We start from the raw sequence: 19358 nt of genomic DNA, 5'->3' as shown, positions 1-19358 counted from the left end.
CCTCTCTCTCTTATTCTAACGCCTCGCGGATAGATTCACTCAAAGTCGGATGAGCAAAAATAGTTTCCTTAAGCTGTTTTACGGTCAAACCGTTGGAAGCTGCCACAGTAATAACAGATATAAGCTCGGTAACTTCCGGCCCGATCATGCTGGCGCCTAAGATCTTGCCACTTGCTTTATCAGAAATAATCTTTATAAAACCTTCGGCGGCATCCATCACTCTGGCCATGCCCGAAGCCATAAAATCAAACTTGTGCATAACCGTATCCACTGCCCGCTTCATCGCCTCTTCTTCAGTTAAGCCAACGCTCGCAATCAAAGGATCGGTAAAAATGCAATTGGGCACATAAGGATTATCGGCTTTTCTATTAGCCCCCAGCATATTATCCACTGCCACTTCTGCCTGATAAGAAGCATAATGCGCAAGCATAATCTTTCCGGTGCAGTCTCCAGCGGCAAAAATATTGGGCACAGTCGTGCGTAAATATTCATCCACTGCGAATCCCTGCTTCTGGATCTTTAATCCGACCTCTTGAGCGCCCTGGAGGGAAACATTAGCAACTCTACCCACGCAGACAGCTATCAAAGAATAGCCGTCCAAATTCATACTTTTTACATCAGCATCAATCAAAACATTGATCCCTTTTTTCTTAAAAGTTGTTTCTATTTTCTTCTGGATCTGCGCGTCCTGCCCAGGCAAGATAAACGGCATTTTCTCCGCGAGGGTGACTTTTACCCCTAATTGATTGAATAACGAAGCAAACTCGCATCCGATCACCCCGGCTCCCACAATTAGTATTTCCGGGGGCAGCTTCTCCAATTGCAATAGTTGATCACTGGAAATAATCTTAGGCGCAGCAAATTTTAAATCCGGCAATTCAAAAGGCAGCGAACCGGTTGAAACAAGAATGAATTTAGCGCTAATTTCTTTATCGCCGGCTAGGACTTTATTGGGGCCGGTTAATTTTGCCGTAGCAGCTAAAACGTCTACGCCTTTTAAAGAAAATTGCACTCCCGCGGCAAGCTGAGAAACAATTTTATTCTTTTTCGCCTGGGCAAGGGAAAAATCTACGGGTTTAGAATTAAGAGAATTTATTTTAGCCCAATGTATTAAAGCCTTGGTAGGAATACACCCGCGGTTAAGGCAGACACCGCCTGTTTTATCCTTCTCAATCAGGCAGACTTTCATCCCGGACTTGACAGCCTTTTTAGCAGCGGTCAATCCCGCCCAACCGGCGCCGATAATAATTAAATCATAGTCCATAGAGAATTATTGAATTCTAGAAAACTGCTCTTTTATGCCCTGACAAGCCTTAAGGAAAGATTCTTTTTCATTCTGATCAAGATCAAGCTGAACAATCTCTTCAATGCCATTCTTGCCGATAACACAAGGCAGCCCTGCGCAAACATCCTTTACCCCATACTGCCCGTTAAGATAACAAGATACTCCCAAAACGCATCTTTTATCCTGCGCTATAGCCTTGACCAACTCTGCTATCGCCGCCGAGGGAGCGTAATAAGCGCTTCCCGTACCATACAAAGAAACAATCTCTGCCCCGCGGCCAATGGTACGGCTGATAAGCTGGTTTACTTCCTCTTCAGGAAGCAGTTGCTTCAGGCAGGTGCCGTTAACAAAAGTAAATCTTGCTAACGGCATCATGCCCTCACCGTGGCTTCCGATAACACAAGGCACAACCTTGGACACCGGGACATTAAATTGCTCGGCGATTAGATTTGCAAAACGCGAAGCATCCAAAGTTAACCCCATGCCTAACACACTTGTTTTTTTAAAATTAAGCGAATTTATGCAAACACGGGTCATTAAATCCAATGGATTAGTCACCACTACAACAACCGCGCGCTGGCAATACTGACGGATATTATGGCAAACTTGTTTTAAAATAGAAGCGTTTTTACTGGCTAGGTCCTCACGGGTCATCCCGGGTTTGCGCGCAAGGCCTGCAGTAATAACCACGATATCAGAATTCTTAAGCTGTTCAAAATCAGATGTGCCGGTAACATGATAATCCATGCCCAAGGCCTGCCGCGCGTCAGCTAAATCATAGGCCTTGGCGCGGGCTAAGTTCTCGGCGATATCAAACAAGAAAATATCGCCGATATTTTCTTGCGCTAAGCGAAGAGCTGCGGTGCCGCCAACGTTACCAGCGCCGATAATAGAGATCTTCATAGAAAATCAGGTTAAATGAGGTTGCATAAAGTTACATGATGTTAAATGAGGTTGCTTAGAAACAAAGAGCAAAAACAATATTCAACAATCAGGTTAAATGAGGTTGCATAAAGTTACATAATGTTAAATGAGGTTGCTTAGAAACAAAGAGCAAAAACAATATTCAACAATCAGGAAGACTATTTAGCACTACGCTTAGCGAAAGTGCGCCATGTGCCTTCTTTTTCTATCTTATATAACGAAATTAAATACCTATTTGACATATAGTCTGCACTACGATAAAGCTTCATAAAAATATCAAAATCAGTTTTCTGAATAATACCGTCTTCCAAGCAATCTTCCATGTCGCCACTTAACTCTGCTAAAGACCCCTGACTTATCTTTATGCTATGTATAAATTCTCCTAATGTGCCTTTGCGATATCCTTCTCTTAGATTTTGCTTAGCAGAACGCGCGGCATCTCTCATCTGAGAAGCTAAACGCATATGTGAACGAACAATATTCTCTGTTATTTGATAGGTTAACTTGCGAATCTGGCAAATATCCTGATAAAACTTGAGTTTTTCATAAGGCGCTGTTTTTGATACTGTGCTTTTAGCAACCTGATGTAACATCACTTAACCTCACGTAACCTCATGTAACTTTCTTATTACCGCTTCTGCCATTTGTTTTGTGCCCACTGCCGAAGGGTCATCGCGATGCGGTTTTAAATCATAGGTAACAAATCTGCCTTCTTTAAGTACTGCGCTTAAGGCGTGTTCCAAGCGGTTGGCAGCTTCATTTTCTCCAAGATGGCGCAACATCAAAACCCCGGACAAGATCATCGCGCTAGGGTTGACTTTATTCAAACCAGCGTATTTAGGAGCAGAGCCGTGCACTGCCTCAAATACCGCTATCTTTTCTCCGATATTGGCTCCCGGAGCAATTCCTAAACCTCCGATTAATCCAGCGCAAAGATCCGAAAGAATATCCCCATAAAGATTAGGAAGCACCAGCACATCATAATAGTGCGGCCTTTGCACAAGCTGCATTGCCATATTATCCACCAGGGCCTCTTCAAATAATACCCTGCCTTCATAGCTTTGAGCAACCCCCTTTGCCGCCGCCAGAAAAAGCCCGTCGGTATATTTCATGATATTGGCTTTAGTCACACAGGTGACTTTCTTGCGGTTATTTGCCAAGGCGTATTCAAAAGCAAACTTTACGATCCTTTCGGCGGCATAAAGCGAAATGGGTTTAATGGAAATGCCTGAATCAGGGCGGATTTTCTTAACACTATAGGAATCTATTTTTTTGATAAGCTCTTCGGTCTCGGGCTTGCCCTGCTCAAATTCAATACCGGCGTAAAGGTCTTCGCTGTTCTCGCGCACAATCACCAGATTGATATCTTTATACAGGCTTTTTACCCCCGGATACGATTTTGCCGGACGCACGCAGGCGTAAAGATCCAAAGCCTGACGAATAGCCACATTCACCGAGCGGAAACCTTTTCCAATAGGAGTGGTGATCGGACCTTTTAATGCAATTTTATTTTTTTTGATAGATGAAAGGGTGGCTTCAGGAAGAAGTTCCCCGCATTGCTCTAAGGCGTCTTGGCCGGCTTGCGCCTGATCCCAGCTTATCTTAACACCGGTTGCGTCAATACAAGCTTGCGCGGCCCTGGCTACTTCCGGGCCAATTCCGTCGCCTGGGATAAGAGTAATGGTGTAGGGCATAGGAATTAAAAATGAAAAATTAAAAATTAGAAATTAAAAACATAAATGCTACTTATTACGTAAAGTAATAATGCTTTTTCCAAGTATATTATTAATTTCAGTTACTTCATTAATAAGCTTGCTGACTTTAGGATATTCGGCTCTGCCAGTATCCCGTAACAAACATAGCCAATATTTTGTCTCATTTCCTGATTTCAAAGAATGATTCAAGAAATTTGTAAAATCTTTGCGTGAACTTGATGCTTGCGCTTCAATAACATTAGCACCTACACTTGTAGCACTAGCCAACAATTGATTAGAAATAATGTGAGTTGCGTTATCTTTTGGTAAATCAGAAACAAAATTAACAATACTAACCGAGAAAGCGTAGGTCCTGTTTTTTATATCATAATTACTCTGAAAACTTGCCCCTTTATTTTCCATTAGCAATTATACCAGCATTTTGTATTTTAATTTTGAATTTTTATTTTTTAATTCTAAATTTCTAACTCGCCATACTTTTTAACGTAATTTACCACTCCGCCTTCGCGTAAAAGAGCTTGCATGAATTCCGGCAAGGGGGAGATTTTAAAATCAACGCCGGATGAAACATTCCTGGCAGCGCCTTTATCTAAATCAATATCTAAGGCGTCGCCTTCTTTTATTTTATCAGTATCCAATTCCACCAGGGCTAATCCTATATTAAAAGCGTTACGATAAAATATCCTGGCAAAAGATTTAGCAACCACAGCAATTATTCCGGATTCTTTTATTACCAATGGCGCCTGCTCGCGCGATGAGCCCATGCCGAAATTTCTTCCAGCAACCAGGATAGATTGACCGGGCGTAATCTTGGATGGGAATGCTGGGTCGATATCTTCCATAATATGCTTGGCCAATTCTTTCATATCGGTAATGGCGAATTTGTAGCGGCCGGAAATAATAAAATCCGTGTTGATATCATCGCCTAACTTTATGGCCTTTCCTTCTAAACGCAAAGAAACTCTCCTTTTTAAAGATGCTTGAATTCTTCCACGTTCTTGACTTTAGACATGGCAGTGTCCAAAGAAATAAGCCCCTGCTGGAATAATTCTTTCAGACATTTATCCATGGTCTTCATCCCGAATTGGCTCCCGGTCTGAATAAGTGTCGGGACCTGCTCAACTTCCTGCTCGCGGATAAGATTACGGATACCAGCGGTGGCAACCATTATCTCTGTGGCAAGCACTCTTCCGTGCCCGTCAGCTTTGGGCAGCAATAACTGCGAGACAACTCCTTGCAAACAGTCGGCAAGCTGTAATTTAACCTGTTGCTGTTGATGCGGAGGGAATACGTCTATAATTCTTTGAATGGTCTGCGGAGCATCAGGGGTATGTAAAGTTGCCAATACCAAGTGCCCTGTTTCCGCGGCAGTCAAAGTTGTAGAGATAGTTTCCAGATCGCGCATTTCGCCAACCACAATAACATTAGGGTCCTGGCGCAATGTATGCTTAAGCGCTTCGGCAAAAGAACGCGTATCCGCGTAAACTTCCCTCTGCTTGATCACGCTTTTCTTATTCGCGTGGATAAATTCTATCGGGTCTTCTATGGTCATCATCAAACATTCGCGCTCGGAATTGATCAAATCAATTATCGCGGCTAAAGTTGTGGTCTTACCTACTCCGGTTGGCCCGGTAACTAAAAATAAACCGTTGGGTTTGCGCGCCAGATCAAAAACTATTGGCGGCAGGCCCAAATCCTGAATACTGGGGATATCCAGAGGCACACGGCGAAAGGCTGCTTCCACAGAACCCTTCTGCAAATGCACATTCACCCGGAACCTGTCTAATCCGGGAAGCGCCAATGATAAATCCAGCTCCAGGTCGCGCTCAAACACTTCTTTCTGGGCGCTGGTCAAAATACTATAGATCATTTTCTTAAGATCGTCTCTGCCCAGAATACTACTTTTGGTGCGATTGATGCGTCCGTCAATACGTAAAAGCGGAGGCTCATTTTCAGTCAAGTGCAGATCTGATGATTTGGTTTCAATACACTGCAATAAAAGATCCCTAATTTCCATTAGTCCTCCTTGCCCAGAAAGGGCACACCGGCGCATCAAATTGCGCCGGGTGTTGCCTGATAATTGCGCACCGGCGCATCAAATTGCGCCGGGTGTCTATAAATATTTTCGGCAATCAGCGATCTTGCCTTCAACCGCCGAAGCTGCTACCGTTGCCGCTGACCCCAGATAAATAAAGGCAGCTGGATTTCCCATGCGCCCTTTAAAATTCCTGTTTGCCGTTGAGATGACTACTTCCCCGTCTGCGGGCACGCCATTGTGAGTACCCACGCAAGGCCCGCAACCGGGCGCCACGATGATCGCGCCTGATTTAACAAAAACATCCACTACTTTTTCTTTTAAAGCTTTTTCTAAAACATCTCTTGAGCTTGGCGCGATTATCAAACGCACGCCGCTGGAAACTTTTCTTCCTTTTAAAATCTTAGCGGCAACTGTTAAATCTTCTAATCTTCCGTTTGTGCATGTGCCTAAAAATGCCTGGTTAATTTTAACGTTCTTGAATTTAGTGATATCTAAAGCCGTGTCCACGGTGTGCGGACGCGATACTTGGGGTTTCAATCTTGAAACATCATATTCCAAAACTTTTTCGTAGATTGCCCCTGGGTCGGCGGCAATCTTCTGGATTTTTCTTTTGCCTTTTAATCTTGCCTTAAGCCAGGAAACAGTTTTCTCATCCACAGGCATAAAGCCTGCTTTAGCCCCCATCTCTACTGCCATATTGCAAATGGTAAACCTGGCGTCCATGCTTAAGCTGTCAATGGCGCTGCCGCAGAATTCAACCGCGCGATAAGTAGCCCCGTCAGCTCCTATATCTGTTATTATACGCAAAATCAGGTCTTTTGCAAATACGCCTTTTGGAAATTTCCCTTTTACGGATATTTTTATGGTTTGGGGAACCTTAAGCCAGTTTTTCCCCGTAGCTAAGGCAATGGCCAAATCTGTGGAACCGACACCCGTAGCAAAGGCCCCCAGAGCGCCATAGGTGCAGGTATGCGAATCCGCTCCGAAAACCAGGTCTCCGGGGAGAATTTCGCCTGATTCGGGAATCACCTGATGGCAGACACCGCATCCTATATCATAAAGAAAGGCCTTAAATTCTGAGGAAAATTCGCGCATCTTTTTATGCACGCGCGATACCCCTTCGCTGGGAGATGGCGCGCTATGATCAATGACCATGCAAAACTTTGTTTTTAACTCAGACAAACCCATCTGCCTGACCCGGTCAATAATAATAGAAGAGGTGCCATCCTGCCCAAAGGTAAAATCAATATTGCAAAGCGCGAAATCACCCGCCTTAACGTCTTTACCGCAATGGCTGGATAATATTTTCTCGGCGACAGTCTTCGGCATATTTTATATTCGGTTTAAGAAAGCCTCAAGCCGGTTAAGCCCTTTGGTTAGTTGTTCAATACTTGTGGCAAAACTAATGCGGATGCAGTCGTCTTTGCCAAAACCGTCTCCGGGGATCAAAGCTACTTTTTCTTCGTTAAGGATCTTCTGGGCAAAAGTTACAGAATCCATTTTGCTTTTAGAGATATTGCAGAAAATGTAAAAGGCGCCCTGGGGCTTAACAAAACTTATTTTTTTCATGCCGGATAAACGCGACATACAATAATCCCTGCGCTGTTGATATTGAGCGCACATTTCTTTTGAGAATTTATCGTCGGCCTTAACCGCGGCAAGGGCGGCTTTTTGGCTTATGGAACTTACATTGGAGGTGGTGTGATCCTGCAGTTTGGAAATGGCATTTGCCACATCAAGGGGCGCTCCTAAATACCCTACGCGCCATCCGGTCATGGAATGGCTTTTGGAAAATCCATTCACGGTGATGGTAAGATTATATATATCAGCTCCAAAAGAACCAATAGAAGAGTGGCTGGCCCCGTCAAAAATTATCTTTTCATATATTTCATCAGAGATAACAAATATTTTATTCTCCACGCAAACGCGGGCGATATCTTTTAACTCTTCTTTGGTATAGACGCAGCCCGAAGGATTAGAGGGGCTGTTTAAAATCAAAACCTTGGCCTTAGAAGTAATATATTTTTCTATTTCCTTGGGCTTAAGTTTAAAATCATTCTCCGGTAAGGATGGAATAAACCGCACAGAGCCGCCAGCTAATCTGGCCATTTCCGGGTAGCTGACCCAATAAGGAACAGGTATTAGAACTTCATCTTTTTCTTCGGCTAAAACAAAAATAGCGTTAAAGATACTGTGCTTTGCCCCGCAGGAAACAACTATTTGCTCAGGGGCATATTCTAGATTATTGTCTTTTTTGAATTTATCGCAGATGGCGGACTTTAATTCCGGGATGCCTGTGGTGGGAGTATATTTGGTAAAGCCGGATTCTATCGCGCGGATTGCCTCCTGCTTGATAAAATCCGGCGTGTCAAAATCCGGTTCTCCAGCGGCCAATGTCACAACATCAGCCCCCTGGCTTTTAAGTTTCTTAGCAGCCGAAGTGATCGCCAAGGTTGAAGAAGGATTAATCTTCTCCATGCGAGCGGCTAATCTTGTGTCTATGCGCATACTATATAATTTATAGCGAATCGCGCTCTTTTTTAAATATATTCTTTATCCCGCCCAGGAATTTCTTTTGAGGTTTCTTTTCCAATACCGGCTTTTCCTCATGTTTGGGCTTAACGGGTGGCTGAACAGCAACAGTATCAATTACCTGGCCTTGTTCATGCTTCTTATCGGCTTCAACAGCTTTTTGCTCTTTCTCTTTCTTGACTTTTTTTACTTCTTTCTTCTTGATTTCGGTAAGCTCAAAGATGGCCATCTGGGCATTATCCCCGCGGCGCTTGCCAAGGTGCAGAATACGGATGTATCCTCCGGTCCTATCGGCAAAACGCTTGCCGATATCATCAAAAAGCACTTTCACTAACGCGTGATCACAAAGTACCGCGTAAGCTTTTCTTCTTGCGGATAGAGTATCTTCTTTAGCAAGCGTGATCAGCTTTTCCACGACCGGCCGGGCTGCCTTTGCCTTGGCTAAAGTTGTAGTCATGGTCTGATAGATAAAAAGGTTACGCGCCATGCTTTTTAAAGTGGCTTTTCTCCAGCTGGTAAAACGGTTCAACCTATTTTTTGCTTTCTTATGTCTCATGTGTGTTTACGCCTTCTTTAATTTTTTGGAATCAATCTGCATACCTAAACTCAAGCCCATCCCTGCAAGAAGTTCCTTGATCTCGGTTAATGATTTTTTACCGAAGTTCTTAAAACCTAACATCTCATCTTCGCCGCGCTTGACCAAGTCCGCGATAATCTTGATATTGGCCTCACGCAGGCAGTTTGAGCTTCTTACTGACAATTCAAGCTCGGATATGGGAAGGCGCAGTTTCTCATAAATGGCGGTTTCCTCTTTGCTCATCTCTACCTCTGGCTCATCATCCTCTTCGGGAAGCTGGCCGAAATTAACAAAGATGTCCATGTGCCGCTGTAAAATATTAGAGGCGTAGAGAAGCGCATCTTTTGGAGTAATTGATCCGTTGGTAAAAATCTCGATGATCAGTTTATCGTAATCCGTCCTCTGCCCCACGCGGGTATTCTCAATGGAATAGTTTACTTTCCTGACCGGGCTGAAAATAGAATCAATCGCGATTGTCCCTACGGGATGATCTTCCTTTTTGTTCATCTCTGCCGGCATATAACCCCTGCCGCGGGCAACTTCCATCTCCATCTGGAATTTCGCGTCTTTAGTAAGGGTGGCGATATGCAATTCCGGATTGATGATCTCCACGGTTTCATCCGACTCAATATCCCTTGCCTTGATCACGCCCTTGGAATCTTTGCGGATATAGATGGTTTTCGGTATCTTGGAATGAGAATTAATGATCAGGTTCTTCAGGTTCAGCACTATTTCAGTAGTATCCTCCATTACTGACGGGATAGTTGAAAATTCATGCTGTACCCCATTGATCCTTATAGAAGTAACCGCGCTTCCTTCTATGGAAGACAAAAGCACCCTTCTTAAAGAATTACCAAGAGTTACTCCGTATCCTCTTTCAAAAGGAGCGGCAGAAAACTTTCCGTAGGTATTTGTGTAAGTGGCTTCATCACACTCTAAACGGTTTGGTAGTTGAAAATCTCTCCATTTAATTCCCATGTATTTGACTCCTTCTTATTTGGAATATAATTCTACGATCAACTGTTCCTGTATTGTTGCTGGAATATCGTTTTTCTCCGGAAGCCGGTTAACTTTTGCCTTAAGACTGCTGGCATCAAAATCAAGCCATGTGGGGACGCTTCTGTTTTTATTAAGCTCAAGGGTATCTTTGATGCCTTTCTGGAAACCTTCCTTAACCTTAATTTCAATCACATCATCCTGTTCCACCAGATAAGACGGAATATTCACTCTTTTGGAATTCACATATACCGCGTTATGACGCACGACCTGACGGGCCTGGGGCCTTGATGAAGCAAGGCCTAAACGAAAAATAACATTATCCAGCCTTCTCTCCAGCAATTGCAAAAGAACGCGGCCGGTAACGCCTTTAGTATGCGAGGCAATCTGGAAATAACGGCGGAACTGCCCTTCCATCATCCCATACATCCATTTGACTTTTTGCTTTTCCTTCATCTGTGTGCCGTAATTGGAAAGCTTCAGCCTATTCTGCCCGTGGTCTCCCGGGGGAAAAGCCCTTTTAGTAAGCGTGCATTTTTCTGAAAAACACTTATTGCCTTTTAAGAAAAGCTTCTCGGAACTTCTACGGCATAAACGGCAGACTGCCTCTGTATAACGAGCCATTGTTTATATTCTCCTTTTCTTTTTCGGACGGCATCCGTTGTGCGGAATAGGAGTTGTATCCTTAATACAAGTAACAACCAATCCCGAAGCCTGAATAGCGCGGATGGCTGATTCCCTTCCGAATCCCGGACCCTTGACGCAAACGTCAACTTCCTTAAGGCCGATTTCTTTGGCCTTTTTGGCCGCGTCAGCGGCGGCAACTTGAGCGGCAAAAGGAGTAGCCTTTTTTGACCCGCCGTAACCGACGATGCCGGGGGTTGACCAAACCAAAACATTACCCTGTTTATCGGTAATGGAAATTATGGTATTGTTAAAACTTGCCTGAATGTGCGCGGTACCGGTTGTGATGCCTTTGGCAAGTTTCTTCTTCTTGACCTTTTCTTTATTGGCCATTAAAACTATCCTCCTCTAAAATTATTTCTTAGCTGGCGCCGCGTCTGGCTTCTTGATTACTGCCAATCCGCCTTTGCGCGGGCCTTTTCTTGTGCGGGCATTAGTGCGGGTTCTTTGCCCGCGCACCGGAAGCCCTCTTTTGTGCCTTAAACCTCTCCACGAACCGATATCCATTAAGCGTTTGATGTCCTGTGAAATATCCCGGCGTAAATCACCTTCCACCTTGTATTTACTTTTCTGAATGGCGTTTAATAAACGGCCAACCTCTTCTTCAGTCAAATCTTTGGCCCTTTTCTCAGGGGGGATATTGGCATCTTTCAGCAAAAGACCTGCCACATATTTGCCCACGCCGTATAAATAAGTCAGCGACACATCAATCCTTTTTTCTTTTGGAAGGTCTACACCTAAAATTCTCGGCATTTTATTTTTACTCCTCTTGATATTACAGGCTTATCCCTGTCTTTGCTTGTGCTTGGTATTAAAACAGATGACCCTGACCACGCCTCTTCGTTTAATAATTTTACATTTATCGCAAATCTTTTTTACTGAAGCTTTGACTTTCATTTTATTCTTCTTTCGTTCTAAAAGGTTATTTTGACCTAAAAGTGATTCTTCCCCTGGATAAATCATAGGGAGTAAGCTCAAGCTTTACTTTATCTCCGGGCAGTATCCTGATAAAATGCATCCTCATTTTTCCGGACACATGCGCCAAAACTATGTGGCCGTTCTCAAGCTTGACTCTGAACATCGCGTTGGGAAGCGTCTCAACTACGGTGCCTTCTGTCTCAATAAGTTCTTCTTTGGCCATATTTTTATATTGTTAGAATCTGCGGTCCGTTTTCGGTAATCGCCACGGTGTGCTCAAAATGCGCTGAATCTTTTCCGTCTTTGGTCACCGCCGTCCATCCGTTATCCAATATCCGGCATTCCCAAGTTCCTGCGTTTACCATCGGCTCAATCGCCAAGACCATTCCGTTTTTCAAAACCGGCCCTCTTTTTGGCAGCCCGAAATTCGGCACCTCCGGGTCTTCGTGTAAATCCTTGCCGATCCCGTGACCCACAAATTGCCTGACCACGGAAAATCCATTACGCTCTACGTAATTCTGAATGGCATAAGAAATATCAAATAAATACGCTCCGACTTTAGCCTTTTTTATCCCTTCAGACAAGGCATTGCGGGTTATCTGAATAAGCTTTTTCCTGCTGGCGGAGATTTTACCAATGCCGATGGTAATTGCCGAATCAGAAAAATACCCGCGGTATTGAAGCCCTATATCAAGGCTTAAGATATCGCCTTCCTGAAGTACCCGCTCTGAAGGAATGCCATGCACTATTTCTTCGTTTACCGAAGCGCAGATAACACAGGGGAAACCTTTATACCCCTTAAATGCCGGAAGCGCTTTTTTTTCAAGGACCAAGTCTTCTGCTAATCTATCAAGTTGCGCGGTTGTGACCCCGACGCGTGTTTCGTGCCGTAAAACTTCTATGATCTGCGCTAAAATCTTTCCCGCCTGCCTTAAGGCCTCTAACTGGGCTTCAGACTTTATGGGAATCATTGTATTTCTTGACTACTCCAACCACAATGTTTAAAACATCATTTGCCGCTCCGTCAGCGGGGACGCTCTGCAGCTTGCCTTTATCGGCGTAATATTTTATAAGAGGCGCGCTATCTTTGCGGTATACCGCCAAGCGGTTCATAATGGTTGCCTCGTTATCATCCGGGCGCTGATAAAGTTCTCCATTGCAATTGTCACAGATCATCGGTTTCTTTGGAGGCATATTCGTCTTGTGAAAATTAGCTGCGCATTTCCTGCATACAAGCCTGCCGGAAAGCCTCTGCACGATCATTCTTTCGCTGGTATTTAAATCCACAACTAAATCTATCGGCATATTCTTGGATTTCAAAACTTCATCCAAGCTTTGCGCCTGATTAATGGTGCGCGGATAACCGTCTAAAATAAAACCTTTTGCTATATCAGATCTTGAAAAACGCGAAATAAGCATTTCGGTTACAAGCTCATCCGGAACAAGGGCTCCGGCATCCATATATTCCTTGGCCTTCTTGCCTAATTCGCTGCCATCGGCGACATTCTGGCGTAAAAGATCCCCTGTTGAAATATGCGCCAAAGATAACTGCTTAGCTAAGACTTTAGCTTGAGTGCCTTTGCCGGCTCCGGGGGGCCCCATCAATATCATTCTCACAAGAAACCCTCTTTAATTTAAAGTTTAAAATGAAAAATGCAAAATTAAAAACATAAAAACAAAATTAGAAAACATTAAAATCAAAAAAAACACTGTTGTTAATTTAAAATTTAAAATAAAAAATTAAAACAAAAACCTAAAATCTCAAATTTAAAAACCTAAGAATATAAAAAATAAATAATTATTGAGCTTTAAAAGAAAATTTGATTTACCAATGAGCAAATAACTAAATTTTTTTACTACTATATTTTTTGCTTTTATCTTTTTGCTTTTATCTTTTTGCTTTTATTTCTTAATTTTTAATTTTGAATTTTTAATTTTTATCTTCTTCCCTTAATCCTTGCGCCTTTGATAAAACCCTCGTAGTGATGCATCATCAAATGCGATTCAAGCTGTTTGATCGTATCCAGCATAACCCCCACGATAATAAGAACGCCTGTGCCGCCGAAAAATGACGCGACAAGATACGGCACCTTTAGCCATGCCATTAACGCGTCAGGGAATATCGCCACAAAGGCGATAAATAGCGCGCCTGCCAAAGTAATACGGGTCATGGTGTAATCTAAGAATTCCGCGGTTGAAACTCCCGGGCGGATACCCGGAATAAACCCGCCGTATTTTTTCATGTTATCGGCTAAGTCCACCGGATTAAAAACAACCGCGGTGTAAAAATAGCAGAAGAATATAATTAAAAGAGCGTAAACTATAGAATACCCGACATTGCCGCGGGTTAAAGCATGCGCAAAACCCTGAAACGCAGGATTCGGTATGAATGATGCCAGAGTCGCCGGAAAAAGTATTATGGACTGCGCAAAAATGATCGCGATAACCCCTGATGTGTCTACCTTAAGGGGGATATAGGTGCTCTGCCCTCCGAAAACCTTTCGCCCTACTACTCTTCGGGCATACTGCACAGGGATCCTTCTCTGCCCCTGGGTAACAAGTATAACCGCGAAAACTACCGCCGCTAAAAGAAAAACCATCAGCAGTAATACCGCCGGCTGCAGCTGCCGCCGAGTGGGATTAAAGGGCGACAATAAAACAAAAAGCTGATGAAAGGCAGCCGGGATACGCGAGACAATACCGGCTGTAATAACAAGCGATATGCCGTTACCGATGCCGCGCTCCTGTATCTGCTCGCCCAGCCACATCAAGAAAATCGTTCCGGTAGTAAGAGTTAAAACTGTTAAAAGTTCAAAACCCAAGCCCGGAGCTAAAACAATCTTGGGCATATCCTGCATGGTCCTGCCCAAACCCTCAAGCCACTTGGCGATAAAAAATGATTGTATAACTGCCAAGACTACCGTTCCATAACGGGTAAACTGATTTATTTTTTGATAACCGGCTTTTCCTTCTTTGGCCAGCTTTTCTAATGCCGGGATAACCGCAGTCAAAAGCTGCAAAATAATGGAGCTGGAGATATACGGCATGATCCCCAAAGCAAAAATGGTCAGCCTCTCCATGGCGCCGCCGGAAAACATATTAATAATGCCAAAGAGCGCTCCACCAGAAGACTTGGAGATTTGACTGATAAATTCCGCTAACGCTATCCCGTCAATCCCGGGAATAGGCAAATAACAACCCATGCGATAAACAGCCAAAAGGCCCAGAGTAACCCAAAGGCGCTTTTTTAGATCCGGAATGCGAAAGCTGTTGATTAATGGGCTGAAGTTAAAGGTATTAGCTATCATTATTTAATGTAGCGTTTATTAATCTATTAAGGAACCGGGATAACTTGCGCTTTGCCGCCTGCGGCTATAATCTTGTCTGCTGCCTGCTTGGAAAAAGCGCTGGCCTTGACGGTCATGGCTTTTTTCAGCTCTCCTAAGCCTAGTATCTTAACTAATTTTTCTTTATTCTTGATCAAACCCTTTTCTTCTAAGAGTTCAGGGGTGATAATATCCTGATTAATCTTGGCTAAAGATTCCAGATTCACGATCTGGAATTCTTTTTTGAAAATATTGGTAAATCCGCGTTTAGGGAACCTGCGGATCAAAGGCGTCTGCCCGCCTTCAAACCCCAAATAAAAATCACGGCCTGTCCTGGAAGTCTGCCCTTTGCTGCCGCGGGTAGAAGTCTTACCATGGCCGGAACTGGGGCCGCGCCCTAAGATTTTTTTTCTGTGATTAGACCCAAAGGGGGCTTTTAGATTATGCAAACCAAAAGTTAAAACTGCCGCAGCAGCTTTGGCTTTGGCCTTTGGCTTTCTCACTGCAGGCTTTTTGACTTGCTTAGCCGCTTTTTTCTCCTGCGCAGGAATCATTTGTTTTTTCTTAATCGGTGTTTTCTTGTCCATTACTTTCTGCCTTTAATTGAGTTAAGCCTTTTACAGTGGCTTTAATAACGTTAATAGGATTGTTTGATCTTAATGATTTAGTCAGGATATCTTTTATGCCGGCTGATTCACAGACCGCGCGCACCGCGCCCGACGCGATAACGCCGGTTCCTTCAGAAGCAGGCATCAATAAAACTTTTGCCGCGCCGAATTCTCCGATAATCTCATGGGGAATACTTGTGCCTTCCATGGGGATTCTAATCAAGCTTTTCTTGGCCTTGGACAGGCTCTTTCTTATGGCATCGGCTACTTCATTGGCTTTTTCCAGGGCAAACCCTACTCTTCCTTTTGTATCGCCGACAACCACAAGGGCGCTAAAATGCATTTTCTTGCCGCCTTTGGTAACCTTAGTGACGCGGTTTATGGCAATGACTTTTTCTATGAATTCTGACTGCTGTTCAATATTTATCTGGCGCATTAGAACTTTATTCCCCCTTTTCTTAAACTATCGGCGAACGCCTTGATCCTGCCGTGATACAAATAACCGGCGCGGTCAAAAACTATTCTCTCAATGCCTTTGCTTTTTAATTCAGCCGATAAGGTTTCGCCCAATACATTGGAAGCTTTAATATTGCCCCCGGAAGGGATCTTGGCTTTCAAATCTTTATCTGAAGTGGAACATGCCGCCAACACCCGGTTATTCACGTCGTCGATGGCCTGCGCCGATAAATTATTTAAACTGCGGCGCACCACCAGCCTTGGCATTTCTTTGGTGCCGGAAACTCTCTGACGGATGCGTTTGTGCCTTTTTAACCTTAAGACTTCTTTTTTATTCATATGTTTACCTTTATGGATTATTTACCCGTTGCTTGCGCTTTGCCAACCTTCTTTTTCACGTATTGCCCGACGAAACGGATACCTTTGCCTTTATAGGGTTCCGGAGGATAGACCTTTCTTATTTCAGTTGAGATCCTCCCCACTAATTCCTTGTCAATCCCGGTTACCACTAAATTAGTCGGCTTGGGAGCCTCTATTTTTATGCCCTCGGGAATAGCGATATTAACCGGATGGGAAAAACCCAGACTCATATTTAGAACTTTTCCCTGTACCTGGGCCTTGAAACCAACTCCGATAATCTCCATTTCTTTCTTATAACCCTCAGTAACGCCTTTGATCATGCCTAAGATAAGCGCGCGGTAAAGCCCGTGCAGCGATTTATCAATCTTGCTGTCGGTGGCGCGCGTTAAAATCAGGGTATTATCTTTTAAATCCGCTTTGATGCGGTCAGAGATCTTGCGGTTTAATTTCCCCTTAGGCCCTTCCACAAAAACACAGCTGTCTTTAACTTCTACTTTTACTTGATTAGGGATGCTTATGGGTTTCTTGCCTATCCTTGACATATTTTTCCTCTTACCAGACGTAAGCCAAAACTTCCCCGCCAACTGCTTCTTTGCGGGCCTGGCTGTCAGTTAAAATTCCTTTGGGGGTTGAAAGAATGGCCATACCTTTTCCTCTTAAAACTAGCGGAATCTTGGTTTTGTCCACATAAATCCTCATGCCTGGACGTGAAATGCGGCGGATCTTGCGGATAGCGCACTTGCCGCCGGTGTATCTAATATAAACACGTAAAATGCCCTGCTTCTTGTCTTCAATGGGCTTTACGGCATCAAGATATTTATTTGCTACCATGATATCAAACATCTTTTTAAGGATATTTGAAGCAGGCACATCCACATTTTCTTTATGCGCCATAGTGGCATTTCTTATGATCGTAAGCGCGTCAGAAATTAAATCCGTCCTTGACATATTTATCTATCTCCTTACCAGCTTGCTTTTCTTATTCCTGGGATCATGCCCTTCCAGGCCAATTCCCGGAAACAAATCCTGCATAAACCGAACCTTCTCAAATATCCGCCAGAACGCCCGCAGATAGAACAACGGTTATATTTACGCGTAGAGAATTTCGGCAGTTTTTTCCATCTGTTGATTTGCGATTTCTTGGCCATAAGCCTTATTACTCCTGTTTATTAGTCTTTTGCCTCTTTAAAAGGAATACCAAAAAGTTTCAGTAATTCCCTGGATTGCTCTTTGCTCTTGGAGTTCTTAATTACAAATGTTATGTCCATGCCTTGAGCTCGGGTGATCCTGTCCACGTCAAGCTCCGGAAATATATGTTGTTCGTTTAAGCCGAGGGTATAATTACCCGCCCGGTCAAAAGCGTCCATCTTGACGCCTCTGAAGTCGCGGATACGCGGCATCGCCACATTAATAAGCCGGTCCATAAATTCATACATATGCCTTCTGCGAAGGGTAACCTTGCAACCCACGGGAGCATTTTCTTTTACCTTGAAATTAGAAATGGCTTTCTTGGCCCTTCTCATTAAAGGCTTCTGCCCGGTGATGGTAGCTAATTCTTCCATCGCCTTATCTAAGGCCTTGACATCCTGCAATGCTTCACCCACGCCCATATTTACCACAACCTTCTCTACGCGCGGCACGCTCATGGAATTATCAAGCGAGAATTTCTCCATCATTTTCGGGATGATTTCTTTTCTGTATCTTTCTAATAATCTGGGAGCTGGTTTAGCCATTATATTTTACCTTTTTAGAATGTTTCCTTGCAAGATTTACAAAAACGCGTTTTTTCTTTTCCTTCGGCGGCCTTAAATCCTACGCGCGAAGCCTTGCCGCATTGCTTGCAAACTAACATGATATTGCTTGTGCTGATAGGCACTTCTACGCTTACTATGCCGGCCTGCTGTTCCTGCTTGGTCTTACGCTTGTGCTTCTTAACCTGATTAATACCCTCTACGATGGCGCGCTTGTTTTGCGCTAAGACCTCTAAGACTTTGCCTTTTTTGCCTTTGTCTTTGCCTTTGGTAACCTGAATGATATCGCCTTTTTTTATTTTAAACATTTATATTACCTCTGGGGCTAAAGAAATTATTTTTGAGAAATTCCTGTCCCTTAATTCTCTGGCTACCGGCCCGAACACGCGCGTGCCTTTGGGGTTAAGCTGGGCGTCAACAAAAACCACCGCGTTTTTGTCAAAGCGAAGGATGGATCCATCCGCCCTTCTGATCGGATGCCTGGTGCGCACAACTACTGCTTTGCCCACTTCGCCCTTTTTTACTGTTGCATCGGGGGAAGATTCTTTGACATTAACATTGATGATATCCCCAATAACCGCAAAAGAGCAGTTTTTCTTGCCTAAAACACCGATAAAAGATACTCTTTTTGCTCCGGTATTATCTGCTACGTCTAGAATTGAGCGGATCTGTATCATTTTAGCTGATCCTTTACCTTTATTTCAACTGTTTCATCTTTTATTTGAATAAGCGATGCCGATTTCTTGACCACGGAAACAACGCGGAAACGTTTATCCTTGGAAAGAGGACGGGTCTCTTCAATTATTACCAAATCCCCGGTATGCGATATTGGCTTTTCATCATGCGCCTTGAATTTAGTGTAAGTCTTCACGATCTTGCCGTATTTGGGATGCTTAAAAGACTGCAAGACCTTAACTACGCGGGTCTTGGTCATCTTATCGCTTACAACTGTCCCTTGAAACCTTCTCTTACTTCCCATTTTTCTTCTCTTTCTTTTCATTTAGCAAAGTATTGATCCGGGCGATATCTTTTTTATACATAGAGAATACGTGCGGCTTGTCCACCCTTGAAGTATAACGGCCCTGGTTAGCTTTAAAAAGCTGCTGGGAAATCTCTCTCGCCTTTTGCTTCAATTCTTCATTTGATAAAGCGCGCAATTCTTTGATTTTCATCTTATCTCTGCCGTTT

30 protein-coding genes are annotated in these 19358 nt (G+C 43.7%); all 30 read right to left on the bottom strand.

Annotated features, from left to right (window positions below; translation table 11 throughout):
• Window positions 1–10: 10 nt before the first annotated feature.
• The gene (locus tag MUF05_01920; protein MCU0665838.1) at window positions 11–1264 is read right to left on the bottom strand and encodes an NAD(P)/FAD-dependent oxidoreductase; all 1254 of its coding nucleotides are present in this window, start codon (window positions 1262–1264) and stop codon (window positions 11–13) included.
• 6 nt (window positions 1265–1270) lie between these two features.
• Window positions 1271–2188, bottom strand: a complete 918-nt coding sequence (locus MUF05_01915; GenBank protein MCU0665837.1) for a malate dehydrogenase — start codon at window positions 2186–2188, stop codon at window positions 1271–1273.
• Window positions 2189–2367: 179 nt separating this feature from the next.
• Window positions 2368–2802 (bottom strand): four helix bundle protein, encoded by a 435-nt coding sequence (locus tag MUF05_01910; GenBank protein MCU0665836.1) that lies wholly within the window; start codon window positions 2800–2802, stop codon window positions 2368–2370.
• A 9-nt stretch (window positions 2803–2811) separates the two neighbouring features.
• Window positions 2812–3903 carry an isocitrate/isopropylmalate dehydrogenase family protein gene (locus MUF05_01905; GenBank protein MCU0665835.1) on the bottom strand — a complete coding sequence of 364 codons (1092 nt, stop codon included), beginning with the start codon at window positions 3901–3903 and terminating at the stop codon, window positions 2812–2814.
• Window positions 3904–3951: 48 nt separating this feature from the next.
• Complete coding sequence (locus MUF05_01900; GenBank protein MCU0665834.1) at window positions 3952–4326, bottom strand: four helix bundle protein; 375 nt, start codon at window positions 4324–4326, stop codon at window positions 3952–3954.
• 53 nt (window positions 4327–4379) lie between these two features.
• Complete coding sequence (locus MUF05_01895; GenBank protein ID MCU0665833.1) at window positions 4380–4880, bottom strand: 3-isopropylmalate dehydratase small subunit; 501 nt, start codon at window positions 4878–4880, stop codon at window positions 4380–4382.
• Window positions 4881–4894: 14 nt separating this feature from the next.
• On the bottom strand, window positions 4895–5941 hold the full coding sequence (locus MUF05_01890; protein ID MCU0665832.1) for a type IV pilus twitching motility protein PilT: 1047 nt from the start codon (window positions 5939–5941) through the stop codon (window positions 4895–4897).
• 96 nt (window positions 5942–6037) lie between these two features.
• Window positions 6038–7291 carry a 3-isopropylmalate dehydratase large subunit gene (locus tag MUF05_01885; protein ID MCU0665831.1) on the bottom strand — a complete coding sequence of 418 codons (1254 nt, stop codon included), beginning with the start codon at window positions 7289–7291 and terminating at the stop codon, window positions 6038–6040.
• A 3-nt stretch (window positions 7292–7294) separates the two neighbouring features.
• On the bottom strand, window positions 7295–8470 hold the full coding sequence (locus MUF05_01880) for a pyridoxal phosphate-dependent aminotransferase (GenBank protein ID MCU0665830.1): 1176 nt from the start codon (window positions 8468–8470) through the stop codon (window positions 7295–7297).
• 10 nt (window positions 8471–8480) lie between these two features.
• Complete coding sequence (gene rplQ / locus MUF05_01875) at window positions 8481–9050, bottom strand: 50S ribosomal protein L17 (GenBank protein ID MCU0665829.1); 570 nt, start codon at window positions 9048–9050, stop codon at window positions 8481–8483.
• A 6-nt stretch (window positions 9051–9056) separates the two neighbouring features.
• Window positions 9057–10049 (bottom strand): DNA-directed RNA polymerase subunit alpha, encoded by a 993-nt coding sequence (locus MUF05_01870; protein ID MCU0665828.1) that lies wholly within the window; start codon window positions 10047–10049, stop codon window positions 9057–9059.
• Window positions 10050–10064: 15 nt separating this feature from the next.
• Complete coding sequence (gene rpsD / locus MUF05_01865; GenBank protein MCU0665827.1) at window positions 10065–10691, bottom strand: 30S ribosomal protein S4; 627 nt, start codon at window positions 10689–10691, stop codon at window positions 10065–10067.
• Window positions 10692–10694: 3 nt separating this feature from the next.
• Window positions 10695–11084, bottom strand: a complete 390-nt coding sequence (gene rpsK, locus MUF05_01860) for a 30S ribosomal protein S11 (protein ID MCU0665826.1) — start codon at window positions 11082–11084, stop codon at window positions 10695–10697.
• 21 nt (window positions 11085–11105) lie between these two features.
• Window positions 11106–11504 (bottom strand): 30S ribosomal protein S13, encoded by a 399-nt coding sequence (gene rpsM, locus MUF05_01855; protein ID MCU0665825.1) that lies wholly within the window; start codon window positions 11502–11504, stop codon window positions 11106–11108.
• A 30-nt stretch (window positions 11505–11534) separates the two neighbouring features.
• Entirely contained in the window at window positions 11535–11648 is a 114-nt protein-coding gene (gene rpmJ / locus MUF05_01850; protein MCU0665824.1) for a 50S ribosomal protein L36, read from the bottom strand.
• Between the two features lie 25 nt (window positions 11649–11673).
• Window positions 11674–11892, bottom strand: a complete 219-nt coding sequence (gene infA / locus MUF05_01845) for a translation initiation factor IF-1 (GenBank protein MCU0665823.1) — start codon at window positions 11890–11892, stop codon at window positions 11674–11676.
• Window positions 11893–11896: 4 nt separating this feature from the next.
• On the bottom strand, window positions 11897–12640 hold the full coding sequence (gene map, locus MUF05_01840; protein ID MCU0665822.1) for a type I methionyl aminopeptidase: 744 nt from the start codon (window positions 12638–12640) through the stop codon (window positions 11897–11899).
• Window positions 12621–13286 carry an adenylate kinase gene (locus MUF05_01835; GenBank protein MCU0665821.1) on the bottom strand — a complete coding sequence of 222 codons (666 nt, stop codon included), beginning with the start codon at window positions 13284–13286 and terminating at the stop codon, window positions 12621–12623. The genes map and MUF05_01835 overlap by 20 nt, the downstream gene beginning before the upstream one ends.
• A gap of 320 nt (window positions 13287–13606) precedes the next feature.
• Window positions 13607–14977, bottom strand: coding sequence for a preprotein translocase subunit SecY (gene secY, locus MUF05_01830; GenBank protein MCU0665820.1), 1371 nt, complete (start codon window positions 14975–14977; stop codon window positions 13607–13609).
• Window positions 14978–15003: 26 nt separating this feature from the next.
• The gene (gene rplO / locus MUF05_01825) at window positions 15004–15444 is read right to left on the bottom strand and encodes a 50S ribosomal protein L15 (GenBank protein ID MCU0665819.1); all 441 of its coding nucleotides are present in this window, start codon (window positions 15442–15444) and stop codon (window positions 15004–15006) included.
• Between the two features lie 115 nt (window positions 15445–15559).
• The gene (gene rpsE, locus MUF05_01820) at window positions 15560–16039 is read right to left on the bottom strand and encodes a 30S ribosomal protein S5 (GenBank protein ID MCU0665818.1); all 480 of its coding nucleotides are present in this window, start codon (window positions 16037–16039) and stop codon (window positions 15560–15562) included.
• Entirely contained in the window at window positions 16039–16398 is a 360-nt protein-coding gene (gene rplR, locus MUF05_01815; GenBank protein ID MCU0665817.1) for a 50S ribosomal protein L18, read from the bottom strand. Before rplR ends, rpsE begins: the two co-directional genes overlap by 1 nt.
• A gap of 17 nt (window positions 16399–16415) precedes the next feature.
• Window positions 16416–16961 carry a 50S ribosomal protein L6 gene (gene rplF, locus MUF05_01810; GenBank protein MCU0665816.1) on the bottom strand — a complete coding sequence of 182 codons (546 nt, stop codon included), beginning with the start codon at window positions 16959–16961 and terminating at the stop codon, window positions 16416–16418.
• A 10-nt stretch (window positions 16962–16971) separates the two neighbouring features.
• Window positions 16972–17367 carry a 30S ribosomal protein S8 gene (gene rpsH / locus MUF05_01805; protein ID MCU0665815.1) on the bottom strand — a complete coding sequence of 132 codons (396 nt, stop codon included), beginning with the start codon at window positions 17365–17367 and terminating at the stop codon, window positions 16972–16974.
• A 14-nt stretch (window positions 17368–17381) separates the two neighbouring features.
• On the bottom strand, window positions 17382–17567 hold the full coding sequence (locus MUF05_01800; protein MCU0665814.1) for a type Z 30S ribosomal protein S14: 186 nt from the start codon (window positions 17565–17567) through the stop codon (window positions 17382–17384).
• Between the two features lie 21 nt (window positions 17568–17588).
• Complete coding sequence (gene rplE, locus MUF05_01795; protein ID MCU0665813.1) at window positions 17589–18152, bottom strand: 50S ribosomal protein L5; 564 nt, start codon at window positions 18150–18152, stop codon at window positions 17589–17591.
• A gap of 14 nt (window positions 18153–18166) precedes the next feature.
• Window positions 18167–18478, bottom strand: a complete 312-nt coding sequence (gene rplX / locus MUF05_01790; protein MCU0665812.1) for a 50S ribosomal protein L24 — start codon at window positions 18476–18478, stop codon at window positions 18167–18169.
• Window positions 18479–18847 (bottom strand): 50S ribosomal protein L14, encoded by a 369-nt coding sequence (gene rplN, locus MUF05_01785; GenBank protein ID MCU0665811.1) that lies wholly within the window; start codon window positions 18845–18847, stop codon window positions 18479–18481.
• Window positions 18844–19170: a 30S ribosomal protein S17 gene (gene rpsQ / locus MUF05_01780; protein ID MCU0665810.1), complete on the bottom strand. Its 327-nt coding sequence runs from the start codon at window positions 19168–19170 to the stop codon at window positions 18844–18846. Before rpsQ ends, rplN begins: the two co-directional genes overlap by 4 nt.
• Window positions 19139–19342 carry a 50S ribosomal protein L29 gene (gene rpmC, locus MUF05_01775; GenBank protein ID MCU0665809.1) on the bottom strand — a complete coding sequence of 68 codons (204 nt, stop codon included), beginning with the start codon at window positions 19340–19342 and terminating at the stop codon, window positions 19139–19141. The genes rpsQ and rpmC overlap by 32 nt, the downstream gene beginning before the upstream one ends.
• Between the last annotated feature and the right edge of the window lie 16 nt (window positions 19343–19358).

The sequence above is a fragment of the Candidatus Omnitrophota bacterium genome, from assembly GCA_025453395.1.
GTDB lineage: Bacteria > Omnitrophota > Gorgyraeia > Gygaellales > Profunditerraquicolaceae > JAlOQK01.
The sequence above is the reverse complement of the archived record's forward strand: the minus strand, read 5'-3'. Positions and strand labels throughout refer to the sequence as shown.